The sequence below is a fragment of the Paenibacillus apiarius genome (assembly GCF_017052585.1).
Taxonomy (GTDB): Bacteria; Bacillota; Bacilli; order Paenibacillales; family Paenibacillaceae; genus Paenibacillus_B; species Paenibacillus_B apiarius.
The window spans coordinates 3,345,023-3,369,526 of sequence record NZ_JAFFHZ010000001.1; the positions used below are offsets into that span (position 1 = coordinate 3,345,023).

The following is a 24,504-nucleotide window of genomic DNA, read 5'->3' on the forward strand; positions in this document are numbered from 1 at the left end:
CGTGAAAATGCTGGAAATGGCTTAGTTTATAGAGGATGCATCCAGTTTCATGCTATACTTGGGGATGCGAAATGCGACCCAGAGCGCAGATGCCTTCTGGGGGAATCTCATCTCTTGCGAAGAATGGAGTCAATCATGCTCAGGCTGCCGAGGTTACTGCTTATTATTTTGCTTGCCGTACTTGTGTCAGGATGTTCCAACAGTCGTTCGAATTATCACATTGTTTTTTCCGAGCCGGACGACGCGCCTGTCGATTCTCAAGATGGAACACCATCCCCGGTGCGTGTGGCCATTTCAAGTGTGCTGCCACCGAGCGAGACGATTAAGCACTACAGAACAATTGCCGATTATGTGGGGGAGAAGCTTAACAGACCTGCTATTCTCATTCAGCGCAAGAGCTACAACGAGATAAGCATGTTAATGATGAATGGCGGCGCTGACATCGCTTTGCTGTCGTCAGGCGCGTATCTAACCTACAAGCAAATGGAGGGGCTTGAAGCGATTGCGATGCAGGAGCGAATGGGAGTGCCGTATTATTATGGTTATCTGGTCGTAAATCGTGACAGCAACTGTACCGATATTAACGATTTAAAAGGAAAAAGCATCGCGATTACCGACCCGTTCAGTTATTCCAGCTATATTTTTGTGAGCGAAAGGCTGGCTGAATTCGGTGAAACGCCGGAGCATTTCTTTGGCCGCTATGTGTACACGTACAATCATGAAAGCTCGCTCAAAGCCGTTATTGACAGGGTTGTTGACGCCGCAGCCGTGAATAGCCTGGTCTACGAACAAGCCAAGCTGAAAAATCCTGAATTAGCGGACACCTTGCAAATTATCGCCAAATCAGAACCGGCAGGCACCGGTCCGGTGGTAATCAGCAGCAGCTTGCCGGATCAAGACAAGAACATCATTAAGGAGTTATTTTTGTCCATGCACGAGCAAACAGCCATACAACCAGCGCTGCAGGGTTTGTTTATTGACCGGTTTGTTCCTTTTGACCCGCAATTCTATGATACCGCTTACAGTAAAAGGTTCTATAAACGAGGCCGCCTATGAGATGGATGCGCAAGCTTCGGATCAATCAGAAAATATTTGGGACGATCTTCGTGGCGCTGCTCTTTCTGGCCTCTGTCTTAGGGTGGATCATTTGGGATTCGCTTACGAACATGATGGCTGAAGAGCTTAAAAAACGCGGCGCCAATATTGCGAATAATATCGCGGCCTTGTGCTCTGACTATATTCTTACGGATGATCAATTTTCGATTCATCTGCTCATCTCCCAGGCACAAAAGGCGAATGAGGACGTTCGCTATATCCTGATAATCAATAGCAATAACGGGCTTGTGGGGGATACGTTCTCCGGCAATCTGCCGAAGGGGATATTAAGCGCGCATACTCCCGATGGTCTGGATGGCCAGCAAGTTGCGGCACTAACTTCAGATGAAGGGACTATCCACGATATCCTTGTCCCCATCGAGGGGGGAGATGTAGGGTTCGTTCGCGTTGGCATGGCTGAAACAGCCGCTCAAACCTATATTTTCAGTAAAATTGGCGATTTGATTTTTGCAACATTATTGGTTTGCATAGGCACAGCCGGAATTACTTATTACGTTACCCGCTTTATCACGAAACCGATCAATAACTTGGTTGCTGTTGCAACAGGCATATCAGCCGGGAAGTTGTCCTTGCGGGCCAAAGTCGCGAGTAACGATGAAGTGGGAAAGCTGGCGCAGGCTTTTAATGAAATGGCTGACAGCTTGATTAGCTCCAACACCGAAGTCGAAATGCTGTTGAAGGAGCTGCAAGATAAAGAGCGGCTTCGCGACACGCTCATCTTGAAGCTATTAGCCGCTCAGGAAGATGAGCGAAAAAGAATCTCCCGCGAGCTTCATGATGAAACAAGCCAAGCCCTTACTTCGCTAATGGTTACGATGCGTGTGTTGGCTAATGAAGCGAAAGATGCCGAACAGCAGGAACTGCTTCATGCCAGCCGGGAGATCGCAGCGAGTATTTTGCGGGAAATTAGAGATTTAGCGGTAGAATTAAGACCGCCTATTTTAGATGATATGGGATTAATTCCGGCCATCAAGAAATATGTGCAAAAATTTGAAGAGAAGCACGATATTGCAGTCAATCTATTCGCCCCCGAAGATGATATCGATATTGATAGTCATACTGCCGTAGCCTTGTACCGGATTCTTCAAGAAAGCCTGACGAATGTAGTCAAGCATACGGCAGCGACCCAGATTGAGATTACGATGGGAATCGCAGATCATGGTATACAACTGACTATCCATGATAACGGTCACGGTATCCGGCCGGAAGATTTTGAAAGGGCTCGTCAGCAAAATCGGATCGGAATATACGGCATGAAGGAGAGAGCCGAGCTGCTTGGCGGTTCTTTCGGTGTCACAACTACGAGTGTCGGCGGGACCGAGCTTCGAGTGTCTATCCCGCTAAAACTGGAAAAAGGGTGCAGTGATGGAACAGACAATAACAATCATGCTAGTTGATGACCATGCTTTGCTGCGGGCAGGCTTAAAGCTGCTGCTGCAGAAGAAGCCATCCTTGGAAGTTGTAGGTGAAGCCGCCGACGGAGTTGAAGCCCTTCGGCTTTACGAAGAAGTAAGGCCCCATATTTTATTACTCGACATCAGTATGCCGCGCTTAGACGGAATTCAGGTTCTCAGAGAGATCAAATTGCGTCATGATCAAGCGAAGGTTATCGTGCTCACGATGCATGAAGATGAAGATTACATCACTTCAATCATGGAAGCGGGGGCTTCCGGATACATTCCTAAGGCGGCAGTAGATGAGGAATTGTATACGGCTATTGATTCCGTTATGAACGGATACGTATACCTTCGTCCGCAAGAAACTCGGACATTGCTGTCATCGATGCTCAAAAAAACGCCAAAAGAAGCAGAATCGCGGAATCCTTACGTCATTTTAACCCCGCGCGAACGCGAGGTGCTGCGGTTTCTTGCAAGAGGATATACGCTGGTTGAGACAGCTCAGGAATTAACGGTAAGCATCAAAACGGTTGATACGCATAAGACGAGAATGATGAATAAACTGAATGTTTCTAGAAAAAGCGAGCTTGTTGAATATGCGATGAAATATAAACTTATAAATGACGAACAGGCATAATGCGTCCATGTATATAGGTCAAAAGGAGCGAAAAGAAAATGAAGGCGGTGAAGGAGGATTTTGGCAGCTCGTGTCGAATGGTTCAATATACCTATAAACACGCAGCTGAAGGGAGTCAAAAGAAGTGCAACAACGTACAACCGGAACGAGACTAAATCCGCCGAACAAGTCATCTGCCTACCAAGGCAATAAAACGGCCAGCGATCAAACAAGGGCGGCTGGTTCTCAAACAAACAGAGTGTCAGGCGCTCAAGCGGCAGGAGCGAGAAAACACGGTGATGGCACAAGGAACGAACATACGATTGTTTGCCGGAAATGCAAGTCACCGCAAATTGTAGCCAACAAAAGAGGTTATAGCTTTGCCAACTTCTTCAAAACTTTAGGCTGGATGGCATTGCTTCCTCTCTTGATAATTATATTGGGCATGGTTGCGATAAATGCAATTATGTGGAAAACAGACTTGCCGTTAAATGACGGGCTAATAAGCTTTATTAGTGTTATTTGTTATTTTTCATTAAGCTTGTCACTACCTGTCAGTATCCTTGTTGGATTTGTGGGAAGAAGTGAAATCGTAAACGGCTGCATGAATTGCGGTTTTAAGTGGACACCTGGAAAAAGAAAGTAAAAGGAACGGCAACAACCCGGCTGACTTCATTGTCTTGGCCGGGTTGTTGCGATCTGATTACTGTCTCGTAAACCAGATAGCATTCATCAGAAGCCCAAATAATCTGAAAACGCTGTAACTCCATGCTGCGAAAGGGTTGCCGCGTTTTTATATGAAAGCAACATATTGACATCCAAAATTAGTATATGTTATATAAAAATAAGGTGTTAGCACTCTGTTAGTTTGAGTGCTAAATGCTTGGCCAGCTGATTTTAAGCACATCTGCAATAAGCTTATATACTATACTCACATACATTCTTCATTACTTTTTATATTGAAAGGAGACCTATTCATTTATGGCAAAGAAACAGTTTAAAGCAGAATCGAAAAGATTGCTGGAGATGATGATTAACTCCATTTATACGAAGCGGGAAATCTTTTTGCGGGAGCTCATTTCCAACGCCAGCGATGCCATTGACAAAATATATTACAAAGCGCTAACCGATGATCAATTGGTGTTCGACAAAGAAAATTATTACATTAAAGTAGCTGTTGATAAGGCAAGCAGAACATTAACCATCTCCGATACGGGGATTGGGATGGCGAAAGAGGAACTTGAAAATAACCTGGGGGTTATCGCCAAGAGCGGCTCGTTGGCATTCAAGAACGAAAATGAATTGAAAGACGGCCACAATATCATTGGCCAATTCGGAGTTGGATTCTATTCCGCGTTTATGGTGGCGGATGTGGTTACGGTAATCAGCAAGGCTCTCGGCAGCGGCGAGGCGTTCAAGTGGGAGTCCAAGGGCGCAGACGGATATACCATTGTGCCGTGCGAGAAGGATTCGGTAGGTACCGAGATTATTTTGAAAATCAAAGAGAACACTGAAGATGACCAATACGATGAGTATCTGGAAGAGTATCGCTTGAAAACGATTATTAAAAAATACTCTGATTTTATCAGATACCCTATCAAAATGGATGTGAAGGGACAACGACCTAAAGAAGGCAGCGAAGACGAACTCGAAGAATATCAAGAAGAACAAACGGTAAACAGCATGGTTCCGATTTGGCGGAAAAACAAGAATGAGCTTACGCCAGAGGATTATGAGAATTTCTATAACGAGAAGCGTTACGGCTTCGATAAGCCTATTAAGCATATCCATATCAGTGCCGATGGCGCTGTCGTATATAATGCAATTCTATTCATTCCGGAAAATACGCCGTTCGACTATTACACGAAGGAATATGAGAAGGGGCTTGAACTGTATTCCAATGGCGTCTTGATTATGAATAAATGCGCGGACCTGCTGCCTGACTATTTTGGCTTTGTCAAAGGGATGGTTGATTCCGAGGATTTATCGCTGAACATTTCGCGCGAAATGCTGCAGCATGATCGCCAACTAAGCCTCATCGCCAAAAACATCAAGAACAAAATCAAAAGCCAATTGCAAAGCTTGCTGAAGGATGAAAGAGAGAAGTATGAGCAATTCTACAATTCCTTTGGCAAACAGTTGAAATATGGGGTATACAGCGATTACGGCACCAATAAAGAAGTGCTGCAGGACTTGCTGATGTTCTACTCTTCCACTGAGAAGAAGCTGGTCACGCTGGATGAATACGTATCGAGAATGCCTGAAGATCAGAAGTATATCTACTATGCTTCCGGCGAATCGATTGACAGAATCGAGAAGCTTCCGCAAACCGAGCTGGTAGCCGATAAAGGCTATGAGATCTTGTACTTCACCGATGATATCGACGAGTTCGCGATCAAGATGATCATGAGCTACAAAGAAAAAGAGTTCAAATCGGTATCAAGCGGCGACTTGGGAATTGAAGCGGATGACAATGAAAAGGATTCCGATGCGGATGAAAATGACAACAAAGAGCTCTTTGATGATATGAAAAACATTTTGGCCGACAAAGTGAAAAACGTCAGAGCGTCGAAGAGACTGAAATCCCATCCGGTCTGCCTCTCTACCGAGGGGGAATTGACGATCGAGATGGAAAAAATATTGAAGGCAATGCCGAACAGCCAAGACGTAAAAGCGGACAAGGTGCTGGAAATCAACATGAATCATGACGTATTTAAGTCCTTGAAGGACGCTCATGAGAATGACAAGGATAAGCTTGCTCTCTATACCAACCTGCTGTACAATCAAGCGCTGCTGATCGAAGGCCTGCCGATTAGCGATCCTGTAGAATTCACAAATGATATTTGCAAAGTAATGGTGTAGTGCAAGCTGATAAATGAGTAACGAAAATGACCCGTCTCTGGCGAAATCCAGGGCGGGTTATTTGTTGTTTTACAACGTTACTCGTTCAATTTTGTATTGCAAATAACTCGCGGAGATAATCCCGACCCCCATGCAGGATACGATAGATAACGATATCATGGTCCATTATTCTGTAAAAAATCAGATAGGGGGGCACAACAATGAATCGATATCCGCGCTGCACTAAGCTATAGTCCTCATCTGACAATACAGAGCCCATATTTGGAAACTCTGCAAGTTTACCGATTTGGTCATTTAATTTCTCCAGCATGATTTCTGCGTTTACTCCCATCAGGTGTGACCCTTTCGTATCTTTTGCCCACTCTCCCACACGGGCAGGAAAGGTTGGAAATGTGGATCTGGCAGATGCCGATTCGTATAGAAAGCACGGTTTTAAGCGGCCAATCGTGATGTTAGTAGTTAATTATTAGCTTTCCAGCCTCCACAAGGGTCTTCTGAAGGAAGGGGAGAATGAAGCAAAGGTGTTGATGAAACAGATCATTGTCACTCTGGACGTGCCATAATGCCAAAAATGGGCAGAACAAATTTTTTGCCTCAATTATTGACGAGACCATTTTATGGTTTTATTATAATAAAATGATATCGAGAATCATTATCATTTACATGCTGTTGCATGATACCAATTTAGAGGAGTGTCTCATATGAATTTTCGCAATGCCATCCCCGCCGCAGTATTCGCTGCAACTCTGCTTGTAACCGGCTGTGGTTCAGGATCTGGCGCAGAGGATAATAAAGCCGTCTCGCAAACGCCTGATCAAACGGCATCTTCCAACACGGCAGCTGATGCCGCCTCAGGGAATAAAGAAGATTTCAAGGGTGCGATTGATCAATATCGTCAATATGTGGTCGAAGAATGCGATGAGTTCGTAAAATTAACGGGTGAGTTCACAGCGGCTGTCAAATCCGGTGATATGGAAACAGCGAAATCTTTATATGCTCCCGCTCGCATGCACTATGAACGAATCGAACCGATTGCGGAAGCGTTGGGGGATCTTGATCCGAACATCGATGCCCGCGAGAATGATGTGGAGGAACAAGAGTGGCGCGGTTTTCACCGGATTGAGAAGGCGCTGTGGGAACAGAAGACTACCGATGGACAGCAAGAGTATGCAGATCGCTTGTTAAGCGATGCGAAGCTGCTGCGCGCCAAGGTGGAAACGGCCGAGATTGATGCTTCATTGTTAGTGACAGGAGCAGTCGAGCTATTGAATGAAGTGTCTACCTCCAAAGTGACGGGCGAGGAGGAAAGATATTCGCATACCGATCTGTATGACTTTGCGGCGAACGTAGAAGGCGCTCAGAAAATCTATGAATTGCTGAAGCCGCAGCTGGAGAAGAAGGATGCAGAGCTTGATAAGCAGATCGGCGCCCGATTTGCCGCATTGAACAATGAATTGGCTCCTTTCAAAAAAGGTGACGGCTACGTATCCTATACAGAACTGAATGAGGACGAGGTGCGCAAGCTAAGCCAGAATCTCGATGCATTGGCCGAACCGCTGTCCAATATGGGGAAATTGCTGGGAGTGTAAGCGATGAGCAAAAAACAACATGGAATTAACGATCTTGAATTAAGTTCAGAGCATAAAGGCTCCGGCAAACAACTAAGCCGGCGGGAGCTGCTGAAATTAGCGGGCGTCGGCGGGATTGGGTTGATGCTGGGCGGTACTGGCGTAGGCAGCATATTGTCTGCCACAGGCGGCAAGGGTCAATCCTCTTCTGCTCCAAACGGTGGCTCCGCCCAGGAGTCCATCGTGCCATTCTATGGTTCTCATCAAGCGGGTATCGCAACACCTGCTCCGAATTTCCTTTGCTTTGGTTCATTTGATCTGACCGTTTCGTCTTTAAGCGAGGTCCGGACGCTATTCCAAGCGTGGACGAAGGCCGCAGCCGCCATGACATCCGGACAGATGATAGGCGAGTTCAATGACAATCCCAACATGCCGCCCTCGGATACCGGTGAAGCGGCGGGCCTGTCTCCGTCTCGAATGACGATCACGTTTGGCGCAGGGCCGTCCTTATTCGATAGCCGGTTTGGCCTGGCTGGCAAGCGGCCTGCCGCTTTTCCGGATTTGCCCGTATTCCTCGCGGATGATATTCAGCCGCAATGGTCGGGCGGAGATCTGTGCGTTCAAGTATGCGCAGACGATCTGCAGGTAGCCTTCCACGCGCTGCGCAACTTGGCCCGAATTGCGCGAGGAACGGCCGTGCTGCGGTGGACGCAGGACGGCTTTCAACGTTCTGGCCAAGCCGATCCGTCTGGCGGCACGCCGCGCAACCTGATGGGATTCAAGGATGGAACCGGGAATCCGGATACAACGGATGCGGCGAAGATGAATGAGACGGTGTGGGTTCAGCCTGGGACAGGCGCTTCTTGGATGGAGGGCGGCAGCTATATGGTCGTGCGCCGGATACGGATGCGTATCGAGATATGGGACCGTTCCACCCTGCAGGACCAGGAAGTGACCTTCGGACGTTATCGAACGACGGGCGCCCCGCTAGGCGGCAAAGATGAGTTCGAGCCTCTTGATCTGGAGAAGCGCGACGCCTCAGGCAATCTGGTCATCCCGGAGACGGCCCATTCCAGACTGGCGCATATGGACGGCAAGGTGCAAATATTGCGCCGCGCCTTTTCGTATTCCAGCGGCATTGATGCGAAGACCGGGCAGATTGATGCGGGCTTGTTCTTTATCTGCTTCCAGCAAGATCTGCGCAAGCAGTTCATACCGATGCAGCATAAGCTGGCGGCTGCGGATAAGTTGAATGAATATATCGTGCATGTAGGCAGCGCCACATTCGCCTGCTTCCCCGGAGCCCGTGAAGGAGGATATATCGGGGAGACGCTCTTTTGAACATGCATTTTAATAGGAAGGAAGATCTCCATGCGTTGTGCCCACAGTGGAATCATTAGAAAATTAATAGCCGTACTTATCGTATGCATGCTGCTTGTACCGGCAGAGTGGTCGGCGGCAGAAGAGGCGGACTCCCCGATTGATCAATTGCTGCCCTTAGTCGGAGGAGCGCTTGTTGAAGCCGGGCAGCAGAATTGGGAGATGGCTTCCAAGGAGCTTGAGCAGTTCGGCCAATTATGGAACGGCGTCAAATCAGCCTCCGAGCTAACAGACGCCATCGATTCGGAGTTGGCTGCGGCGGGTGATGCTGTGCAGCAGAAGGATCAGAAGCAAGCGAAGGACAGCTTGTCCGTATTGGCCAAGAAAGTAAATGAATATGTGGACAGCACGCAGGAGCGACAAGCCAAGCCATCCGGCAAGGACGTTGCCGAGATGCTGCTGGGCATGGTGAAGAAGACGCATGACAGTCTGAAGCAGGGGGCAATCGAGCAGGCAAAGAAGGATTATCGGACTATCGTTAACGATTGGAAGAAAATTGAGAATCCGATCCGCAACGATAATTTTACGGTGTACAGCCAGCTTGAGACCAAGATGACATTGATACGGGTTGCCCTGCAAGCAGAACCTCCCAAGGCGGAACAGGCGGATAGTGAATTGACGCAATTAACTTCCGTGCTAAAGGATTACACTGCAGGGAAGCTGGACGGAGCTTCGGACTCCACTTCAGGCAGTCATCGCTTGACGGATGCAATTGCATTGCTGCAGCAAGCGGATCAAGCTGTAACGGCAGGAGATGCCGATCTGGCTTCGCAGCATATTCAAGCCTTTATCACGATGTGGCCGTTGGTTGAAGGAGAGGTATCCATCTCATCAGCAACCGTCTATACGGATACAGAGAATCAAATGTCGGAAGCACAGGGCTATTTGCTATCGAGCCCGCCGAATCTGGAGAAGGCGCAGGAAGTTATCGGCAAGATGCAGCTGGCTTTGGAGCCGATAGCAAGCACATCCTCTTATACAGCTTGGGACGCAGCCGTAATATTGCTTAGAGAAGGCTTGGAAGCAATATTAGTGCTTGCCGCATTATTGGCCTATGTGAAACGAACGGACAACAAAACGGCACGCAACTATATATGGGCCGGTTCAGGCGCTGGCCTCGTTCTAAGCGGGGTTCTGGCGATTGTGCTGACCTATGCGATTTCGCAAGCCGCATCAGGCAGCGCGCGCGAATTGATCGAAGGCATCACGGGATTAGTCGCGGTCGTGATGATGCTGACCATCGGGAATTGGCTGCACAGCAAGTCGAACATGGCTTCATGGAATGCTTATATCAGCAAGCAGGTAGACGGCGCTTTGGCCAGAGGAAGCCTGTGGTCTCTGTTCGCGGTAGCGGGACTCGCGATTCTGAGGGAGGGCGCCGAAACAGCCATTTTCTATATCGGCATGGCGCCGTCGATCGAGCCGCTGCAGCTGGCGATTGGTATAGGCGGGGCATTGCTGGCGCTCGTCGTCCTTGGTTTCGCTATCATTCATTTCAGTGCGAAGCTGTCGATTCGGCCGTTCTTTATGGCGGCTACCGTGCTTATCTATTATTTGGTGATTCGCTTCTTGGGCGAGAGTATCCATGCCTTACAGGTAGCAGGGAAGCTGTCTGCCCATAGTCAGGCAGGCCTGCCTTCAATCGGATGGCTGGGGGCTTATCCGACTTGGGAGACTTTTGTGCCGCAGCTTGGCGCTTTGCTGCTTATTATGTTCATGCTGCTGCGCGGGTCTTTAGGCAAAGGCAAGCAACAGAAGAGTATGAGTTAGGCAGAAGGCTGCCTAACTCATATATTCGCCGAAGTCATAGCTCTGCTCCTCATCCGCGATTGCCTGAATCTCTTCCGAGCCAATATTCAAATAGATGTAGCCGCCTTGCGCCTGCTTCTTCAGCGCGCGTTCCTTGACGAACTTGGGGCTCGCTTCGCCGGCGTCTTCATCATAGACGAGCAGAATGCCGTCCGTTTTGCGGAACAGCAGGTCATCCCGGGCGGCGAACTGCCATTTTCCAACGTAAGGGCCGTTGCTCACTGCGCCATAATAATCGACTTCTTGCAGGATTTGCTCGAAGTGCGTTTTTTTCTCCTCGCTCCATTGCTCTGCCTGTTCGCTATAAGCCGTAATAATGGAGCATTTCAAGTGCGGATACTGCTCTTTCAGCGAGAAGGCGGCTTCGCATGCCCATAGATCGACCCCGTACTGGCCGGGCGTGATGACCCATTCCAATCCTTCTTCCAGCAGGGGGATCAATCTGGCTGCAATGGCTTTGCGGATATAGGGGATTCCTTTATGTTTATTGCCGTAAATACCGAGCTCGTGCGCGCGGTAGCCGGTAATCAGAAGATTTTTCACACCGAAATTCCTCCACGTATGCAATAGTAGAACGTTTCTATTTAGTATTATACCTTTTAGTATTATACCTTTGTCGAAAAATGAATGTTAACGCCCAAGAATATAGTAAAAATAGACCATATATTCAGGACCTTGGTTTTATCTACTCGGGACCAAATTCCCTGTTACGTCCCCTTGCCAATTGGTTAATATGAATAAGAATACAAATCTAGGGGGACAATCGCTTGAAGAAGTGGACAGCAGTATTATTGTCAGCAATGTTGGTGCTAGGAATTACGGCATGCGGAAATGCGAAGGAAGCAACAGGGGGGAATAACACGGCTGCCGAGCAACCGGCGGGTGAGACAAAAGAAACCGCGGCGGCGCCGACAGTAGATGAACTGATTCAGAAGACAGCCGATGCCAGCAAAGACTTGAAGAGCTTCTCTATGGATGCTTCAGTCAAGCAAAACATTACGGTAAGCCAAGGCGACCAAAAGCAAGAGCAGAAGGTCGACATGCAGATGAAGACAGACATGACCAAAGAGCCGCTGAATATGTACCAGGAAATTAAAATGTCCATTCCGGATCAAGGGGAACAGGATATTAAGCAGTATATTACGCAAGAAGGCATTTACTCGCAAGTCGCCGGAACCTGGACGAAGGTTCCGGACGAGATGAAGGATCAATTGATGGCAACCGTTGAGGCATCTGCCAAACCGGAGCAGCAGTTGGAACAATTCAAATCGATCTCCAAAGACGCGAAGGTGTCGGTTGAAGGGAACGATTATGTGCTGTCTGCCGACTTGTCCGGGGAAGGCTTGAAGGAACTGGCCAAGTCCCTGATGAGCCAGTCTGGCAATGACCAGCAAACGGCTGCCTTGATGGAGCAAATGAACATCAAAAACATTAAAATTACGTATGGCGTGAATAAAGATACGTATTTGCCTACGAAATCCGACGTCAACATGACGATGGATATGGAGCAGGATGGTCAAGGCATGTCCATGGAGATGATCATGACAAGCACTTTCTCCAAGCATAATGAAGTTGGCGAGATCAAAGTGCCGCAAGAGGTGCTGGACAGCGCCAAGTAAGACAGATGGCACCGCCGGATCCTCTGGATTCGGCGGTTTTTTATTATCACAGAAGGAAACGTATGTTCGGTGTCGAATTAATTGAAATAATATATTGCAAATAAGAGAGGTGACGATCGGAATGGACAAGAAAGCCAAGCAAATAGTAATGAGAACCTTTTGGAGCAGCAGCGGCTGGAAGGATACCCGCACGATTACTTTTTCGGGGGAAGATTTCGAATACGAAAAAGAGGAAGTTCAAAAAGCCCCCTTTTGATCACGAAGCCATGCAGGAAGAGATTCGGATCGAATCTTGCATTCACTCTAGAAGTCCGATGCTCATGTAGTCTGTCCTACACTGCGCTTCTCCTTCTTCGAGTTCTTGCAACCTGACGAGGTGTACCATTTGAAATAGGACTTTAGATAGTGTGATGTGGTGATTGGTTTAGGTATCATTTTACTATAGTGTTAGATTTCACATGCACATATAAGAGAAAAGAAGGACAGATAGGAGGGGATTTTGCGTGATCGAAATAACGGAAGCATACGTCGATTCACTTGCGCCGAATGCATCAGCCATTAAAAATGCGCAAGGGCTCGTCAAAAAACGCACCTTCGTGCAGCTGCACCGCTCGGAGGATGAGTCGCTGCTATTCGGGGAGTGCTCCGGCAGCGGCAAGTCTAACTATCAATGCTCGGCAGATTTCATTCACCCGGAGAAGCCGGTGCTGCGCTGTTCCTGTCCAAGCCGGCAATTGCCTTGCAAGCACGCGCTCGGTTTATTGTATGCCTATACTGGCGGGGGGGCGTTCGTCACTGCACCGGTGCCTGAAGATATCGTTGCGAAGCGGGAGAAGGCGGAAAAGCGCGAAGAGAAGAAATCGCAGCAAGCCGCTGAAGGCGCAGAGGCGAAGCCGAAAAAAGTGAATAAATCCGCGTTGAAGAAAAAAATCCAGGCCCAGCTTGAAGGATTGGATGTGCTGGAGAAGCTCACCTTGTCGCTGATTCGCGGAGGACTGGCCACGATCGATAAAAAAGTGTTAAAGACGATCCAGGATCATGTAAAGCAGATGGGCAACTATTACTTGACGGGGGCGCAGACGGAGCTGCGCCGCTTGGCTCTATTGCTATCCAATGCGGATGAGCGGGAAGGGATCTATACATATGCCGTCGAGCAATTAACGCTGATTCATGCGTTTATCAAGAAAGGGCGCGCGCATCTAACGGCGAAGCTCGCCGATCCGGACTTGGCCTTGGACCATGAATCAACGATAGAAGAATGGCTTGGTCATGCGTGGCAGCTCGCGGAGCTCAAGGATTGCGGCCTGATGACGGAACAGGTCGAATTGATTCAGCTCGCCTTTTTGAGCTACGACGATCAGGCCAGACAAGAATATGTCGATCAGGGCTATTGGCTGGAGAAAGCAACCGGAGAAATTCATCGCACGGTTCAGTATCGGCCTTACCGGGCAGCGAAGCATATGCGGGAGGACGACAGCTTCTTCGATGTTGCGAACGTGAAGTCGCTGTATCGCTATCCCGGTGACATGAACCGAAGAGTCCGTTGGGATGAAATGACCTCGCGGCCGCTGGAACCGCAGGATCTGGAACCTGTGTCAACGCTGGCTCATCGCTCCTATGCGGATGTTGTGAAGCGTGTGAAAAATCAGCTGAAAAACCCGCTCGGTGACAAAAACCCGGTGATGCTGCTTCATGTGGCAGAGGTTCATCAGACTGATCAAGGCCAATTTGCGATTACCGATGCCTCTGGCCAGCATCTGGCGCTGGGCGACGTGTTCGCGTTCGGCCATGCGACGGTATCGTTGCTGCCGCATATTCCTTCCGCAAGCTTGAAGGATACGGCGATGCTGGTCATGTTCGAGCACGGTCTCGACAGCGGGCGGCTCGTCGCGCAACCATTGACCATCATTAAGGGCGCGGACATGATCCGCCTCTTGTATTAAGGGGGAACGGCGATGAGTACAGCATTGCTGCAAGAGCTTCATCAAGAAGTGAGACGGCTTTATATTGCGGGGAGCGAGCTGGCGGCCGGAGATTTTCGCTTGAAGCGCCTCTTGCCCCAATTCCAGCAGCTCGGGGAACGGGCGCCGGTATTTAAACGGCTGGGAGAAGGGATTGCCGCTCTAGTGGATCCATCCGCTCCACAGACGCAGACTTCGGCGGAGACGCTGCAGGATCTGGGCCTGCTGCTAAGCTCGGTGCTTCGCACACAAGGAGCCACTTCGCCAGAGGGGGAGCTGGGGGCTGTGGAGAGCCGCCCGAACTCCTTGTCCACCAAGCTGTCGTATCGTAAGCTGGCGGCGGTTCAAGAGGCATTGACCACTACCGGAAGCGGCCGCTACGAGGTGATCGTGCAAGCATTCGAAACGGGGATGTTCCAAGATCTCCGCTTGCTGCAGCACGCAATCGCTGCGCTGAACGATCCGTATATCGATATCGCTGAGTATGCGATGACGCACATACTGCCTTCTTATGGAATGCAGATCGTTCCCCACCTTATCGAAGTGTTCAATCCTGCCGGCGGCAAGCTGGAAACGAGAAAGCTGCGCGTGATCGGACAAGTGGGCGGAGAAGAAGTCGCCGATCTGGTGTACCAGGCCGCAGATTCCGGTTCGGACGATGTGCGGGCGACGGCAATTGAGCTGTTGGCTGGCCATGAGCAATATGAAGAAGCGCTGGTAGGCTGGACGAAGGATAAGAAGAAGGCGATACGCGAGGCTGCTTATCATGCCTTGGCCGCAGGCGGATCGGAGCGTGCGGTGGAACGGCTGTATGAAGCTTTTTCCGGCAAGGATATAGAACTGGCGGCGGAGGCTTCGTTCAAGTGCCAATCGAGCGGGCTTGCCGCAAGATTAGTGCGGGACTTGAGCTTTGAACTAAAGCGGGCTCCCGAGGTGAAGGAACAGGAAGACAAGAAGAAAATAGAAGCCTTATGGACGAGGATTCAACACTTCCTCAGGGCATTGGAAGGCAAACGGAGCGAAGAGCTTTATGAACTATTTGTATATGTAATGAGCCATTATTCACTTTATTCCTCTTTGGGTTGGCTGGATCTGTGTGATCACGCCGCCTGTTACTTGGAGCGGGCAGATTCCGAGGAAGCCTTGGCGTTGCTGCACGAGTTGGAGCAGCAGCATGTGCGCTATATGCCGCATGCGTTTCGCGCTTCGTTCCGTTTGCTCTCTCCAGCGCAGCTATTTGAACGATACGTCGAGTCGATGCGCAACAAATGGAAGCTGCAGACGAACAGGGATCTGGCTAAGCGGAAGAAGCAGTTGCTCTCGTCTATCGAACAGAAAGTCATCTCTCGCGAGTATAGACCTTATCCGATATTGTGGAGCAATCCCAATGAGACCGTACCGCTTTCCACGGTTGTGATGCTGCCGCCGGAACAGATTGCAGCGCAGTGGGATCAGCGCTGGTTGGATTGGTTTATCGAGCAGAATGCGCTTGAGCTTGTGTGCGCATTCGCGCAGCCCGGACATGCGGCTGCCGAGCAGTTCATGATTGGTAAATTAGAAAGCAATCCGGAGTTGCGCAATGCTTTTGCAGGGATGCTATTGAGCGGCCTGGAACGCGCGGGAGCCAGCGATGACGTTCGCTGGGAAGCGCTAGTGACAGCGCTGGAAGATAAACGGAATACCAATTGCTACGTATTCGAAGGCCACGTGCTGGAACAGCTGTATCAGCTTCCTCCGGCATATTGCGACCGCTTGGAGGCTGTATTGCCGAAGTTCAAATATACGGCTGGCGAACAGCTGCGGCATGTAGTGGAGACGATGCAGGCTGGCGGAAGCGTGGCGAGCGCGGCGGAGTCTGTATAGACTTTCCTATAAGCATGACATACAACACGATAATCAGAACGATAGAGCGTGCGATATACCTTGAAGGAGATGAGCAGAATGGCCACTAGCCAAGAACAACTGCAAGATATGATGCGGCTGCCGGCTGAGCAGCTGTATGAAAAAGAATTAGAGGCGCTTCGCAAAGCGGATAAAGGGAAAATTCCGGCAGGCTGGCAAATGTCGCCGCAATCGGTGCTCACGTTCATCACAGGCGGGAAAGCGGGAAAAACCGTCATAACGCCCAAATATATCGGCAACAAAAGACTGGTTGAAATGGCGATCGCGACCTTGGTGACGGATCGGGCGCTCTTGCTGATCGGGGAGCCGGGCACCGCCAAATCATGGCTGTCTGAAAATTTATCCGCAGCGATATACGGACATTCCGGGCTCGTCGTCCAAGGGACGGCCGGAACGAGCGAGGAGCATGTGCGCTACTCCTGGAACTATGCGATGCTGCTGGCCAATGGCCCTACCCCGGAAGCGCTGGTGCAAAGCCCGATTATGCGGGCGATGGAAGCGGGGGGTATCGCGCGTTTCGAGGAAATATCGCGCTGTGCGTCCGAAGTTCAGGATGCGCTCATCTCGATACTGTCCGAGAAGACCATATCGGTGCCTGAGCTGGGCAAGGAAGTGAACGCCCGCAAAGGGTTCTCTATTATAGCTACGGCCAATACAAGGGATCGCGGCGTGAACGAAATGTCGGCCGCATTGAAGCGGCGGTTCAATATCATTGTGCTGCCTACCCCATCTGATATGGATACCGAGATCGAGATTGTGAAGAAGCGGGTGCAAGAGATTGCGTCAGCCTACGATTTGCAGGCTGCCGTTCCTGCGGATGAGGCGCTGCTCAAGGTCGTCACCATTTTCCGCGAGCTGCGAAGCGGGATGACGATCGACAAGAAGGAGAAGGTAAAATCGCCTGCGGGCGTCATTTCGACCGCGGAAGCGATCTCGCTGCTAACGAACAGCATGGCGCTGGCCGCCAGCTTCGGCAGCGGAGAGCTGACCGATGAAGATCTGGCTGCAGGCCTGCAGGGCGCGATCGTGAAGGATGACGTCAAAGACAAGCTCGTATGGAAGGAATATCTCGACAACGTGATGAAGAAGCGCGGGGAGGAATGGCGCGGCTTGTATACGGCTTGCAGGGAGATGAACGAGTGAGCGCGACTGCTGCTGCGGCTGCGGCTGTACATATTTTCGGGGTGCGGCATCTTTCTCCCGGCGGCGCGAAGCATCTGCTGGAGTTTCTTCGCGACATCCAGCCGACTGCGGTTCTAATTGAAGGTCCGGCTGATGCTACGCCGGAAATTCGCCATCTGACGAATCGGGTGACGAAGCCTCCTGTCGCGATACTGGCATTTACGGATGATTTGCCTGTGCGTACCGTGCTGTGGCCGTTCGCTGCTTATTCTCCTGAGTATCAAGCGATGAAGTGGGCGGAAGAGAATGGGGCCATGGCCGCCTTTATCGATCTTCCTGCTTCCGCGACGCTTGCTCTGCAGGACGTTCGGATGAATAAGGGCGCCGAAGAAGAGGAAGGCAGTTCTAATTCACTGGAGCGGCCATTGGAAGAGGCCCGTGGAGAGCGTTCCATCTATAGCCGCATTGCCGAGCTTGCCGGAGAACATGATTATGACATGTATTGGGAGCGGAATTACGAGCACAACTTGAATCCCGGTTCGTATCAAGAAGCGATTATTGCCTTCTCCACACAGATGCGGGAGCTGTCCGAGGAGAAGGAGCGGCGTGATGAACGCGCCGAGTATGCTTATAATGCGGTAAGAGAAGCCCATATGCGGCGGAAAATCCGGGAGACAATCGCGTCCGGCCACGAACCGGACAAAATCGTTGTCGTCTGCGGGGCATACCATGCGGCAGCGCTCGTTGATCTAACGGCAGCGATGACGGATGAGGAACTGGCGGGACTGCCATCCCGCAGCACGAAGCTGACGCTTATGCCGTACTCTTACTACAAGCTGTCCTCGATGTCTGGCTATGGAGCAGGCAATAATGCGCCCAACTATTATGAAATGATGTGGGAGCGAATGGTGAACGGCACGCTTGATGAGCTGCCGGAGCACTATTTATCGGCCATTGCCCGCTTGCTTCGGGATTCGGGCACCCATCGTTCGACGGCCGAGGTGATCGAGGCGGTGCGATTGGCCGAGTCGCTGGCCGCATTGCACGGCGGCAGCGCGCCGACCTTGCGCGACCTGCGTGATGCGGCGCAAACCTTGCTGGGGCGCGGCGACCTGGCCGTTATAGCCGAAGCGCTGGCGCGGACGGATGTGGGGACGGCTATCGGGATGCTGGCGGACGGCGTTAGCCAGACGCCGATTCAAGAGGATTTGAACCGGCTGCTGAAGCGGTTGAAGCTGGATAAATACAAAACGGCGGTTGCGGCCGATCTGGCGTTGGATCTGCGCGAGAACCGCCGGGTCGCATCTGAAGAGGCCGCCTTTCTCGATTTGAACCGCTCCTTTCTATTCCATCGGTTAACGCTGCTCGGCATCACGCTGGCGAAGGCGAGACCGAGCGGACAAGATCGCGCAACCTGGGCAGAGCATTGGGTCATCCAATGGTCGCCGGAAGTGGAAATCGAGGTTGTGGAGTCAACGCTGCTGGGCGAGACGGTTGAAGTCGCATCTGCTTATGTGCTGCAGCAGAAGCTTGATGGCTGCGGCACGATTGCCGAAGCCTCCAAGTTAATCCGCATCGCCTGTGAGTGCGGAATGCTGGCGCAGATGGAAGCGGCGCGCCGGACGCTGCAGCGTCTGGCCGTCGATAGCCGCGATGTCGTACAGATTGCCGCGGCGGCACGGGAACTGTCGACCATTATAAGCTATGGCGACATCAGGCGGATCGATACGGCGCCGCTCTTGCCGCTGCTGGAGCAGCTGTTCATGCGCGCCTGTCTGTTCCTGTTGGATGCAAGCGGCTGCAACGATGAAGCAGCCCATGCGATGATTACGGCGATGAATGAGATGAACAGCGTCGCTTTGGACCATAGCGAGCAGGTCGATGAACAGCTATGGCTGCAAGAGCTGCTGCATTTGGCGGAACGGGATGACCGCAATCCGCGGCTTTCCGGCTTTGCCTGCGCGATATTGATGGAACGCAACGCGATTTCTGCGCAGCAATGCGCGGAAGAAGTATCGCGGCGCCTCTCTCCAGGCATACCTGCCGACCTCGGCGCAGGCTGGTTCGAAGGGCTGTCGCTGCGCAATCGGTATGCCCTGCTGTCGCGGATGAGCTTGTGGGAGCAGCTGAACGACTATATCGTTTCCCTTGAGCACGATGAATTTGTGCGTGCGCTCGTCTTTTTGCGGCGTGCTTTCAGCTCATTCGCTCCCCGTGAGAAGACAATGATCGCCGAGCTGCTTGGCGAATTATGGGGCGTGCATGCCGAGCAAGCGGAGGAGATGCTGGCGGGAGAGTTGAAGGAGGACGAAGCGAAGATGATTGACGAGTTGAATGATTTTGATTTCGAGGACTTTTGACATGAGTGCGCCTGTGGAAGCAAGTGTAGTCTCACGTTGGCGGCTTATTCTCGGTCAACCTGCCGAACAACAGCTGGCAAGCTGTTGTGCCAGTGGAGGAATTGACTTGACAGAGGAAGAGCTGGTTATGGATCAAGCGCTTGCCGAAATATATGATGATACAAGCGAAGGAACGGATGGCAGCAGCGGCGACTCTTCGTCGGGCGGCAGAGGGGCCGGACTGGGCAAGTCGGCGCCGCGCTTATCGAAATGGCTCGGAGATGTGCGCACCTATTTTCCGGATGATGTCGTCTCGATCATTCAGAACGATGCGATGGAACGCAAAGGGTGGAAGCAGCTGCTGTTCGAGCCGGAGGTGCTGGCCCAGGTAAAGCCGGACATTCAGCTCGTCGGCACGCTGCTTGCTTTGAAAGGAAAAATTCCCGAGAAAACAAAAGACACCGCCCGCATGCTCGTGCAGGCAGTCGTCGATGACCTGGTGAAGCTGCTGGAGAACGATATTCGCCGCGCCGTAACCGGGGCGTTGAATCGCAGGCAGCACTCGCCGCTTCCGTCCGTGAGCGGGATCGATTGGAAGCGGACCATTCAGCGCAACTTGAAGCATTATAATGTGGAACGGCGTCAGATTATTCCCGAGAAATTCTATTTCTTCGATCGAGCGCAGCGGAGCAAGGAATGGACGATTATCGTCGATATCGATCAGAGCGGTTCGATGGCGGATTCGGTCATCTGGGCTTCGGTTATCGGTTCCATTTTTGCCAGCATTCCGTCGCTGAAAACAAGAGTGGTGGTGTTCGATACGGAAGTCGTCGATCTGACCGAGCAATGCGCGAACGATCCCGTCGATATGCTGTTTGGCATTCAGCTTGGCGGCGGCACGGATATTAACAAGTCGGTTGCTTATTGCGAGCAGTTTATCGAAGAACCGAAGAAGACGATCTTTATTATCGTGTCCGATCTATACGAGGGCGGCAACCGGGGGGCGCTTATCCGCCGCATGCGCGAGCTGCGGGAAGCGGGTGTCAGAACGATGTGCCTGCTCGCGTTGTCCGATCAAGGCCAGCCGTTTTATGACGAGAATCTGGCTAAGGTTCTGTCGCGGGATGGAACCCCTTGCTTTGCGTGTACGCCTGCCTTATTGCCTGAGTTAGTGGAAGGCGCGTTGAAAGGGCTTGATCTGGCAGACCTGGCGAAGCGAGTGGGAATGAAATAGGCAGAGAACGATTCGGAAGACTCGATTCATGCGGAGTTCATCATATTGAAGAACAGGAAGGGGGCAGATGATGCCCCCTATTTCGCTATGGATTTATAATAAGGGAGCAGAATTCATTCAATTGACGGTGTGTATGTACCAGTTATCTAGTTCTAAGTATTGAACGTGGCCAGTCAATTTTTTGGAAATGTCATACAAAAAATGCGGAATTATGGTAAGGTATAATCATATTTCTATCCGTTCTACATTCCACACTATCGAAGAAAAGAGGACCGAACATGCCACTTGAAACATTTAAAGCAACTGCACACTTGCAAAAAGGAATGGTTGTAAAGGCAAAGTCCAGAAATTTCGAGATTACGGTTGACGAGCCAAAAAATCTAGGCGGTACCGATACAGCGATGAATCCGGTTGAATTGGTGCTCTGCGCCTTGGGCGCTTGCCAATCCATCGTAGCCAGAGCGTATGCTCCTAAATTTAAAATTAAATTAGAGGAATTTTGGGTTGAGGTTGAAGGGGATCTGGATACGGACGGCTTCATGAATAAATCCGATGTGCGCCGCGGCTACTCCGATATTCGATATAACATCCACATTAAATCTGATGCTTCGCGCGAACAAGTGGAAGAATTCGTCCAGTTCATTGAGCGCACATGTCCTGTAGGAGACACGATCAATAATCCGGTTAATCTGGTCTTAAACGAAATTATCCTGGAATAAGCTGAACATAAGTTACTTTGCTTTTTCAGGAACTCAACTTATTAATTCTTATGAATGATCAGGCACTTGCTTAAACGGCAAGTGTCTTTTTGACTTAAAGAATGGTTACGTTCATAGCGCGCTACAGAAAATCTAGTTATTTTCATTATCCCCTCTGGAGAAAGTATGTCTCTTTCGTCCCTTGATCCACTCTCCCCATCCTTCAGAATGGCAGCACCCAAATTTTTATGATGAAATTGTAAAGAGGGCGGCCCGCTCAGCCTATTTATTTTTGTTCAACCGTTTGATGACGAAATATACCGCTCCTGCAGCTGCCGCCAGAAGAACAATAGCAAGCAAGAGCAGAAAGACGATGTTTTCCCATACGATGCTCACAAACTCATCTCCTTCCTCAATATCCCAAGGTCAAGGCGTATATCCGCTGCTGAATGCTTCAACAACGCAAGCCGTAACTCCTGCCAATCCGGAGCCACGGCTTGAATTGTGCTACTGCTTAACTTAACCGATCGTATGCAACTCCGTGCCCAGCACGCGGGCGAAATAATCGAGGTTTCTGCTCAGCAAGTCTGAATTGGCCAACTTGGATGTCTGAAGCATGGTCTGAATGTCCTTCACAAATGCGGCCATGTCCGCCGTATTCGCACTGTTAAAATGGCTGTCTATGTTTGGAGCGGGCGCCTCTGTCCGTGTCTTGGAAGTTTCCTCGCGATAGGTGTTCAGCCAGTCTTTGTTCTCCGGTATTTTGTGCGCGAACTTCATCAGAACACCGGACCAGTCGCCGCCGTTCACGATTGCTTCCTGCAGCTGGCGGTGGCTCTCGGGCTCAAACCTTTTCATCAAGTCGGCAATGTTCACATAGTCATCGGGTGCGCCTTGCGGCTTCTGGGAAGGGGTGTTGTAGGGAGCATTGCCATAGTGGGCCGCCGCGTGATGTTCAATCGCGCCCGCCGCCAACTGGCGTCCCGCCGGGCTGATATCAACCGTATCGTGCTTCAAGCCGGGAATCGTTCCCGTTTCCATCTTCGGCTGTTTGTTGACATGTCCTTGCTCATTGAGGCTGTACAGCTTCGGATCAAGTGTTGCGCTGCTATTGATTTTCATGTAATGCCTCCTCGTTGCGATGAATTCGAGAGTTGTGGACCGTATCATGATAGTCGTAATTTCCACATTCAGGATGATGTTTACTATATCGACCAATATTCCGGCTGCTTTTACACGAATGTCCCAAAATAGTAAAAAAATATACCATGCGCGCGTAAAGCAGAGTGCGCACATGGTATAGGGCGATATTATCCTCTTCCTCCGTACAGGCTATAAGCAAAATGGTAGAGTATATCCGTTGCGCTCACATGCGGCCGGTCGGCCACTTTAACCACTACTCCGCTCAAATCGTAGTAATGCGTAAAGTTGATCGCTCCCGGCAAAAACTCGCTAATGCTTGCCGTCGAGGACGGAAGACTGAGCGTCACGGAGAACTCTCCGCTGTTGTTTGTATAGACGGTTCCGGTTCGGGTGCGGTTGCCGCTTCCTTCCGTCCAGTTTTCATTCAGCCAGAGGACGTCTACTTTCGCGTTGGCTACGGCATAATTGTCTGAGGTGGCAACCACGCCATTGACGGTGAGCGTGTTGTTGATAATTCTAAAATAGCGCCCATACCGGTAGGACGGATAGTCGTTCGGGCCGCCGCCGGAGTTATATCCCTTAATGACGATTTTGTCCGCCCGCAGCACTGGTTTGATTGACAATGTATAGTTAGACGTGTCATATTGCCCGGTCGTATAGACGCGGACGTAGTAGCTGCCTGTTCCGAGCGGCACATTGTTGTCCGTTGTGGAGAGCAGCTTCATCTGGTTGTTGGCTAACACCCCATACACTTCCACCTTATATCCTTTGGCTGCAGAAGCGCTGTCCAAGGAGAAGTTCATGACATCATAATTGCGGTTCTCCGGCACCGTAATGACATACCAGTCATTGTCGATGGGAGAACTGATGGAGCGGTTGTTCAGCGAGGAACCGCCCGGCGCTACCGTAAAGCTGTAGGCGCGGAAGGCGTTCTCGTCGGTCTCGAATGCGTCATAGTCTGTGCTTGTCGCAAGCGTGACGTAGAACGGATCGTTAATGCTGCCGCCCTGCTTGGCATGCACCTCGACCAGGTATGCTTTATCTGACGATGTCATATTCTTCGCGCCTACATTCTCCGATAACGTCCGCATGCCGTTCGGGTATTGGTTGAAGTACGTTCCGTATACGGAGTAATCGATTGGTGTCGTAATCAGATTCCCGGTCGCCATATCGAATTCATACAAATATAAATCGTAGTTAAGCTGTTGCGACAGCGGCGGATCGAGCTGCACTTGCAAAATATCGCCCGGCTTCACATAGATCGGGTATAGGTGGACGGCCTCTCCCTCCTTCGGAATGACACCCGAATAGGTGGCGGTTGTTACAGTCGCGTTCGAAGGCTGGGCCAGCGCGCGCAGTGAATCGGGGAGGCTTGCTTCTTGCAAGGCAGCGGCATCATGCAAGCTGACGGGCGCCGTGACGGTGTGCCCTTCGGCGTACTCGATGCCGCCAACAGGTCCGGCCTTCGTCAGCTGGTCGATAATCTCCTCCTCGGCGTGCAAGACGCGAACGGTGTCGGTCGTGACGTGTGTCTGCTCCGCCGTCATATCCGGCCCGGTGCTAAGGCTGCTGCCGTCGGCCGCGAATGCGCTGGCCTGAAATACGAGCAGCAAGACGAGGCTCACAATGGTTACGATGGACATCCTCTTCTTCATCAATATGTACCCCTCTCGTCATAATAGAGACAGCTCCCAACCACAACTTGATGCGGTCTCACTATATACGACGTATCCGCGCC

At 50.8% G+C, this 24,504-nt stretch carries 20 protein-coding genes; 16 read left to right on the plus strand and 4 right to left on the minus strand.

Features of this window, described 5'->3' with window-relative positions:
• Positions 1-135: 135 nt before the first annotated feature.
• From JSQ80_RS15070 to htpG, 5 genes are all read left to right on the plus strand, one after another.
• On the plus strand, positions 136-1,056 hold the full coding sequence (locus JSQ80_RS15070) for a substrate-binding domain-containing protein (RefSeq protein WP_206095855.1): 921 nt from the start codon (positions 136-138) through the stop codon (positions 1,054-1,056).
• Positions 1,053-2,513, plus strand: coding sequence for an ATP-binding protein (locus JSQ80_RS15075; RefSeq protein ID WP_206095856.1), 1,461 nt, complete (start codon positions 1,053-1,055; stop codon positions 2,511-2,513). The genes JSQ80_RS15070 and JSQ80_RS15075 overlap by 4 nt, the downstream gene beginning before the upstream one ends.
• Positions 2,482-3,150, plus strand: coding sequence for a response regulator transcription factor (locus JSQ80_RS15080; RefSeq protein WP_206095857.1), 669 nt, complete (start codon positions 2,482-2,484; stop codon positions 3,148-3,150). Before JSQ80_RS15075 ends, JSQ80_RS15080 begins: the two co-directional genes overlap by 32 nt.
• A gap of 124 nt (positions 3,151-3,274) precedes the next feature.
• Positions 3,275-3,775, plus strand: a complete 501-nt coding sequence (locus JSQ80_RS29135) for a hypothetical protein (protein ID WP_240463671.1) — start codon at positions 3,275-3,277, stop codon at positions 3,773-3,775.
• A 335-nt stretch (positions 3,776-4,110) separates the two neighbouring features.
• The gene (gene htpG, locus JSQ80_RS15090) at positions 4,111-5,991 is read left to right on the plus strand and encodes a molecular chaperone HtpG (protein WP_206095858.1); all 1,881 of its coding nucleotides are present in this window, start codon (positions 4,111-4,113) and stop codon (positions 5,989-5,991) included.
• A gap of 85 nt (positions 5,992-6,076) precedes the next feature.
• Here htpG and JSQ80_RS15095 read toward each other — a convergent pair whose 3' ends face one another.
• Entirely contained in the window at positions 6,077-6,322 is a 246-nt protein-coding gene (locus tag JSQ80_RS15095; RefSeq protein ID WP_206095859.1) for a type II toxin-antitoxin system RelE/ParE family toxin, read from the minus strand.
• 370 nt (positions 6,323-6,692) lie between these two features.
• On the opposite strand from JSQ80_RS15095, the gene efeO reads away from it, so the two are divergent.
• From efeO to JSQ80_RS15110, 3 genes are read left to right on the plus strand one after another with little or no spacing between them, the layout of a single operon-like run.
• The gene (gene efeO / locus JSQ80_RS15100; protein ID WP_206095860.1) at positions 6,693-7,580 is read left to right on the plus strand and encodes an iron uptake system protein EfeO; all 888 of its coding nucleotides are present in this window, start codon (positions 6,693-6,695) and stop codon (positions 7,578-7,580) included.
• Between the two features lie 3 nt (positions 7,581-7,583).
• A complete protein-coding gene (gene efeB / locus JSQ80_RS15105) occupies positions 7,584-8,900 on the plus strand; it encodes an iron uptake transporter deferrochelatase/peroxidase subunit (protein ID WP_206095861.1) in 1,317 nt (438 codons plus the stop codon).
• A 30-nt stretch (positions 8,901-8,930) separates the two neighbouring features.
• The gene (locus JSQ80_RS15110; RefSeq protein WP_206095862.1) at positions 8,931-10,709 is read left to right on the plus strand and encodes an FTR1 family iron permease; all 1,779 of its coding nucleotides are present in this window, start codon (positions 8,931-8,933) and stop codon (positions 10,707-10,709) included.
• Positions 10,710-10,721: 12 nt separating this feature from the next.
• On the opposite strand, the gene JSQ80_RS15115 is transcribed toward JSQ80_RS15110, so the two are convergent.
• Positions 10,722-11,291, minus strand: a complete 570-nt coding sequence (locus JSQ80_RS15115; protein ID WP_206095863.1) for an SLOG family protein — start codon at positions 11,289-11,291, stop codon at positions 10,722-10,724.
• A gap of 224 nt (positions 11,292-11,515) precedes the next feature.
• Between JSQ80_RS15115 and JSQ80_RS15120 the strand changes: the two genes are divergently transcribed.
• The 8 genes from JSQ80_RS15120 (at position 11,516) to JSQ80_RS15150 (ending at position 21,644) form a co-directional block, all read left to right on the plus strand.
• Complete coding sequence (locus JSQ80_RS15120; RefSeq protein WP_087434541.1) at positions 11,516-12,367, plus strand: DUF6612 family protein; 852 nt, start codon at positions 11,516-11,518, stop codon at positions 12,365-12,367.
• 121 nt (positions 12,368-12,488) lie between these two features.
• Positions 12,489-12,623, plus strand: a complete 135-nt coding sequence (locus JSQ80_RS29510; RefSeq protein WP_272491215.1) for a hypothetical protein — start codon at positions 12,489-12,491, stop codon at positions 12,621-12,623.
• A 247-nt stretch (positions 12,624-12,870) separates the two neighbouring features.
• A complete protein-coding gene (locus JSQ80_RS15125; protein WP_206095864.1) occupies positions 12,871-14,310 on the plus strand; it encodes an SWIM zinc finger family protein in 1,440 nt (479 codons plus the stop codon).
• A gap of 12 nt (positions 14,311-14,322) precedes the next feature.
• Complete coding sequence (locus JSQ80_RS15130; protein ID WP_206095865.1) at positions 14,323-16,191, plus strand: HEAT repeat domain-containing protein; 1,869 nt, start codon at positions 14,323-14,325, stop codon at positions 16,189-16,191.
• Positions 16,192-16,269: 78 nt separating this feature from the next.
• Positions 16,270-17,373, plus strand: a complete 1,104-nt coding sequence (locus JSQ80_RS15135; protein WP_206095866.1) for an ATP-binding protein — start codon at positions 16,270-16,272, stop codon at positions 17,371-17,373.
• Positions 17,331-19,712, plus strand: coding sequence for a DUF5682 family protein (locus JSQ80_RS15140; protein ID WP_206095867.1), 2,382 nt, complete (start codon positions 17,331-17,333; stop codon positions 19,710-19,712). Before JSQ80_RS15135 ends, JSQ80_RS15140 begins: the two co-directional genes overlap by 43 nt.
• A 1-nt stretch (position 19,713) precedes the next feature.
• On the plus strand, positions 19,714-20,925 hold the full coding sequence (locus JSQ80_RS15145; protein WP_206095868.1) for a VWA domain-containing protein: 1,212 nt from the start codon (positions 19,714-19,716) through the stop codon (positions 20,923-20,925).
• Positions 20,926-21,203: 278 nt separating this feature from the next.
• Complete coding sequence (locus JSQ80_RS15150; protein ID WP_206095869.1) at positions 21,204-21,644, plus strand: OsmC family protein; 441 nt, start codon at positions 21,204-21,206, stop codon at positions 21,642-21,644.
• 498 nt (positions 21,645-22,142) lie between these two features.
• Here the strand turns inward: JSQ80_RS15150 and JSQ80_RS15155 are convergent, their stop codons facing one another.
• Both JSQ80_RS15155 and JSQ80_RS15160 read right to left on the minus strand, forming a co-directional pair.
• Positions 22,143-22,745: a hypothetical protein gene (locus JSQ80_RS15155; protein ID WP_206095870.1), complete on the minus strand. Its 603-nt coding sequence runs from the start codon at positions 22,743-22,745 to the stop codon at positions 22,143-22,145.
• Positions 22,746-22,933: 188 nt separating this feature from the next.
• Positions 22,934-24,421 carry a hypothetical protein gene (locus JSQ80_RS15160; protein WP_206095871.1) on the minus strand — a complete coding sequence of 496 codons (1,488 nt, stop codon included), beginning with the start codon at positions 24,419-24,421 and terminating at the stop codon, positions 22,934-22,936.
• Positions 24,422-24,504 lie beyond the last annotated feature (83 nt).

Excerpts from the sequence above, each read along its gene's own strand:
- JSQ80_RS15070 (WP_206095855.1), top strand. The coding sequence starts at position 136 with ATGCTCAGGCTGCCGAGGTTACTGCTTATTATTTTGCTTGCCGTACTT.
- JSQ80_RS15075 (WP_206095856.1), top strand. The coding sequence starts at position 1,053 with ATGAGATGGATGCGCAAGCTTCGGATCAATCAGAAAATATTTGGGACG.
- JSQ80_RS15080 (WP_206095857.1), top strand. The coding sequence starts at position 2,482 with ATGGAACAGACAATAACAATCATGCTAGTTGATGACCATGCTTTGCTG.
- htpG (WP_206095858.1), top strand. The coding sequence starts at position 4,111 with ATGGCAAAGAAACAGTTTAAAGCAGAATCGAAAAGATTGCTGGAGATG.
- JSQ80_RS15095 (WP_206095859.1), bottom strand. The coding sequence starts at position 6,322 with ATGGGAGTAAACGCAGAAATCATGCTGGAGAAATTAAATGACCAAATC.
- efeO (WP_206095860.1), top strand. The coding sequence starts at position 6,693 with ATGAATTTTCGCAATGCCATCCCCGCCGCAGTATTCGCTGCAACTCTG.
- efeB (WP_206095861.1), top strand. The coding sequence starts at position 7,584 with ATGAGCAAAAAACAACATGGAATTAACGATCTTGAATTAAGTTCAGAG.
- JSQ80_RS15110 (WP_206095862.1), top strand. The coding sequence starts at position 8,931 with ATGCGTTGTGCCCACAGTGGAATCATTAGAAAATTAATAGCCGTACTT.
- JSQ80_RS29510 (WP_272491215.1), top strand. The coding sequence starts at position 12,489 with ATGGACAAGAAAGCCAAGCAAATAGTAATGAGAACCTTTTGGAGCAGC.
- JSQ80_RS15130 (WP_206095865.1), top strand. The coding sequence starts at position 14,323 with ATGAGTACAGCATTGCTGCAAGAGCTTCATCAAGAAGTGAGACGGCTT.
- JSQ80_RS15135 (WP_206095866.1), top strand. The coding sequence starts at position 16,270 with ATGGCCACTAGCCAAGAACAACTGCAAGATATGATGCGGCTGCCGGCT.
- JSQ80_RS15140 (WP_206095867.1), top strand. The coding sequence starts at position 17,331 with ATGGCGCGGCTTGTATACGGCTTGCAGGGAGATGAACGAGTGAGCGCG.
- JSQ80_RS15145 (WP_206095868.1), top strand. The coding sequence starts at position 19,714 with ATGAGTGCGCCTGTGGAAGCAAGTGTAGTCTCACGTTGGCGGCTTATT.
- JSQ80_RS15150 (WP_206095869.1), top strand. The coding sequence starts at position 21,204 with ATGCCACTTGAAACATTTAAAGCAACTGCACACTTGCAAAAAGGAATG.
- JSQ80_RS15155 (WP_206095870.1), bottom strand. The coding sequence starts at position 22,745 with ATGAAAATCAATAGCAGCGCAACACTTGATCCGAAGCTGTACAGCCTC.
- JSQ80_RS15160 (WP_206095871.1), bottom strand. The coding sequence starts at position 24,421 with ATGAAGAAGAGGATGTCCATCGTAACCATTGTGAGCCTCGTCTTGCTG.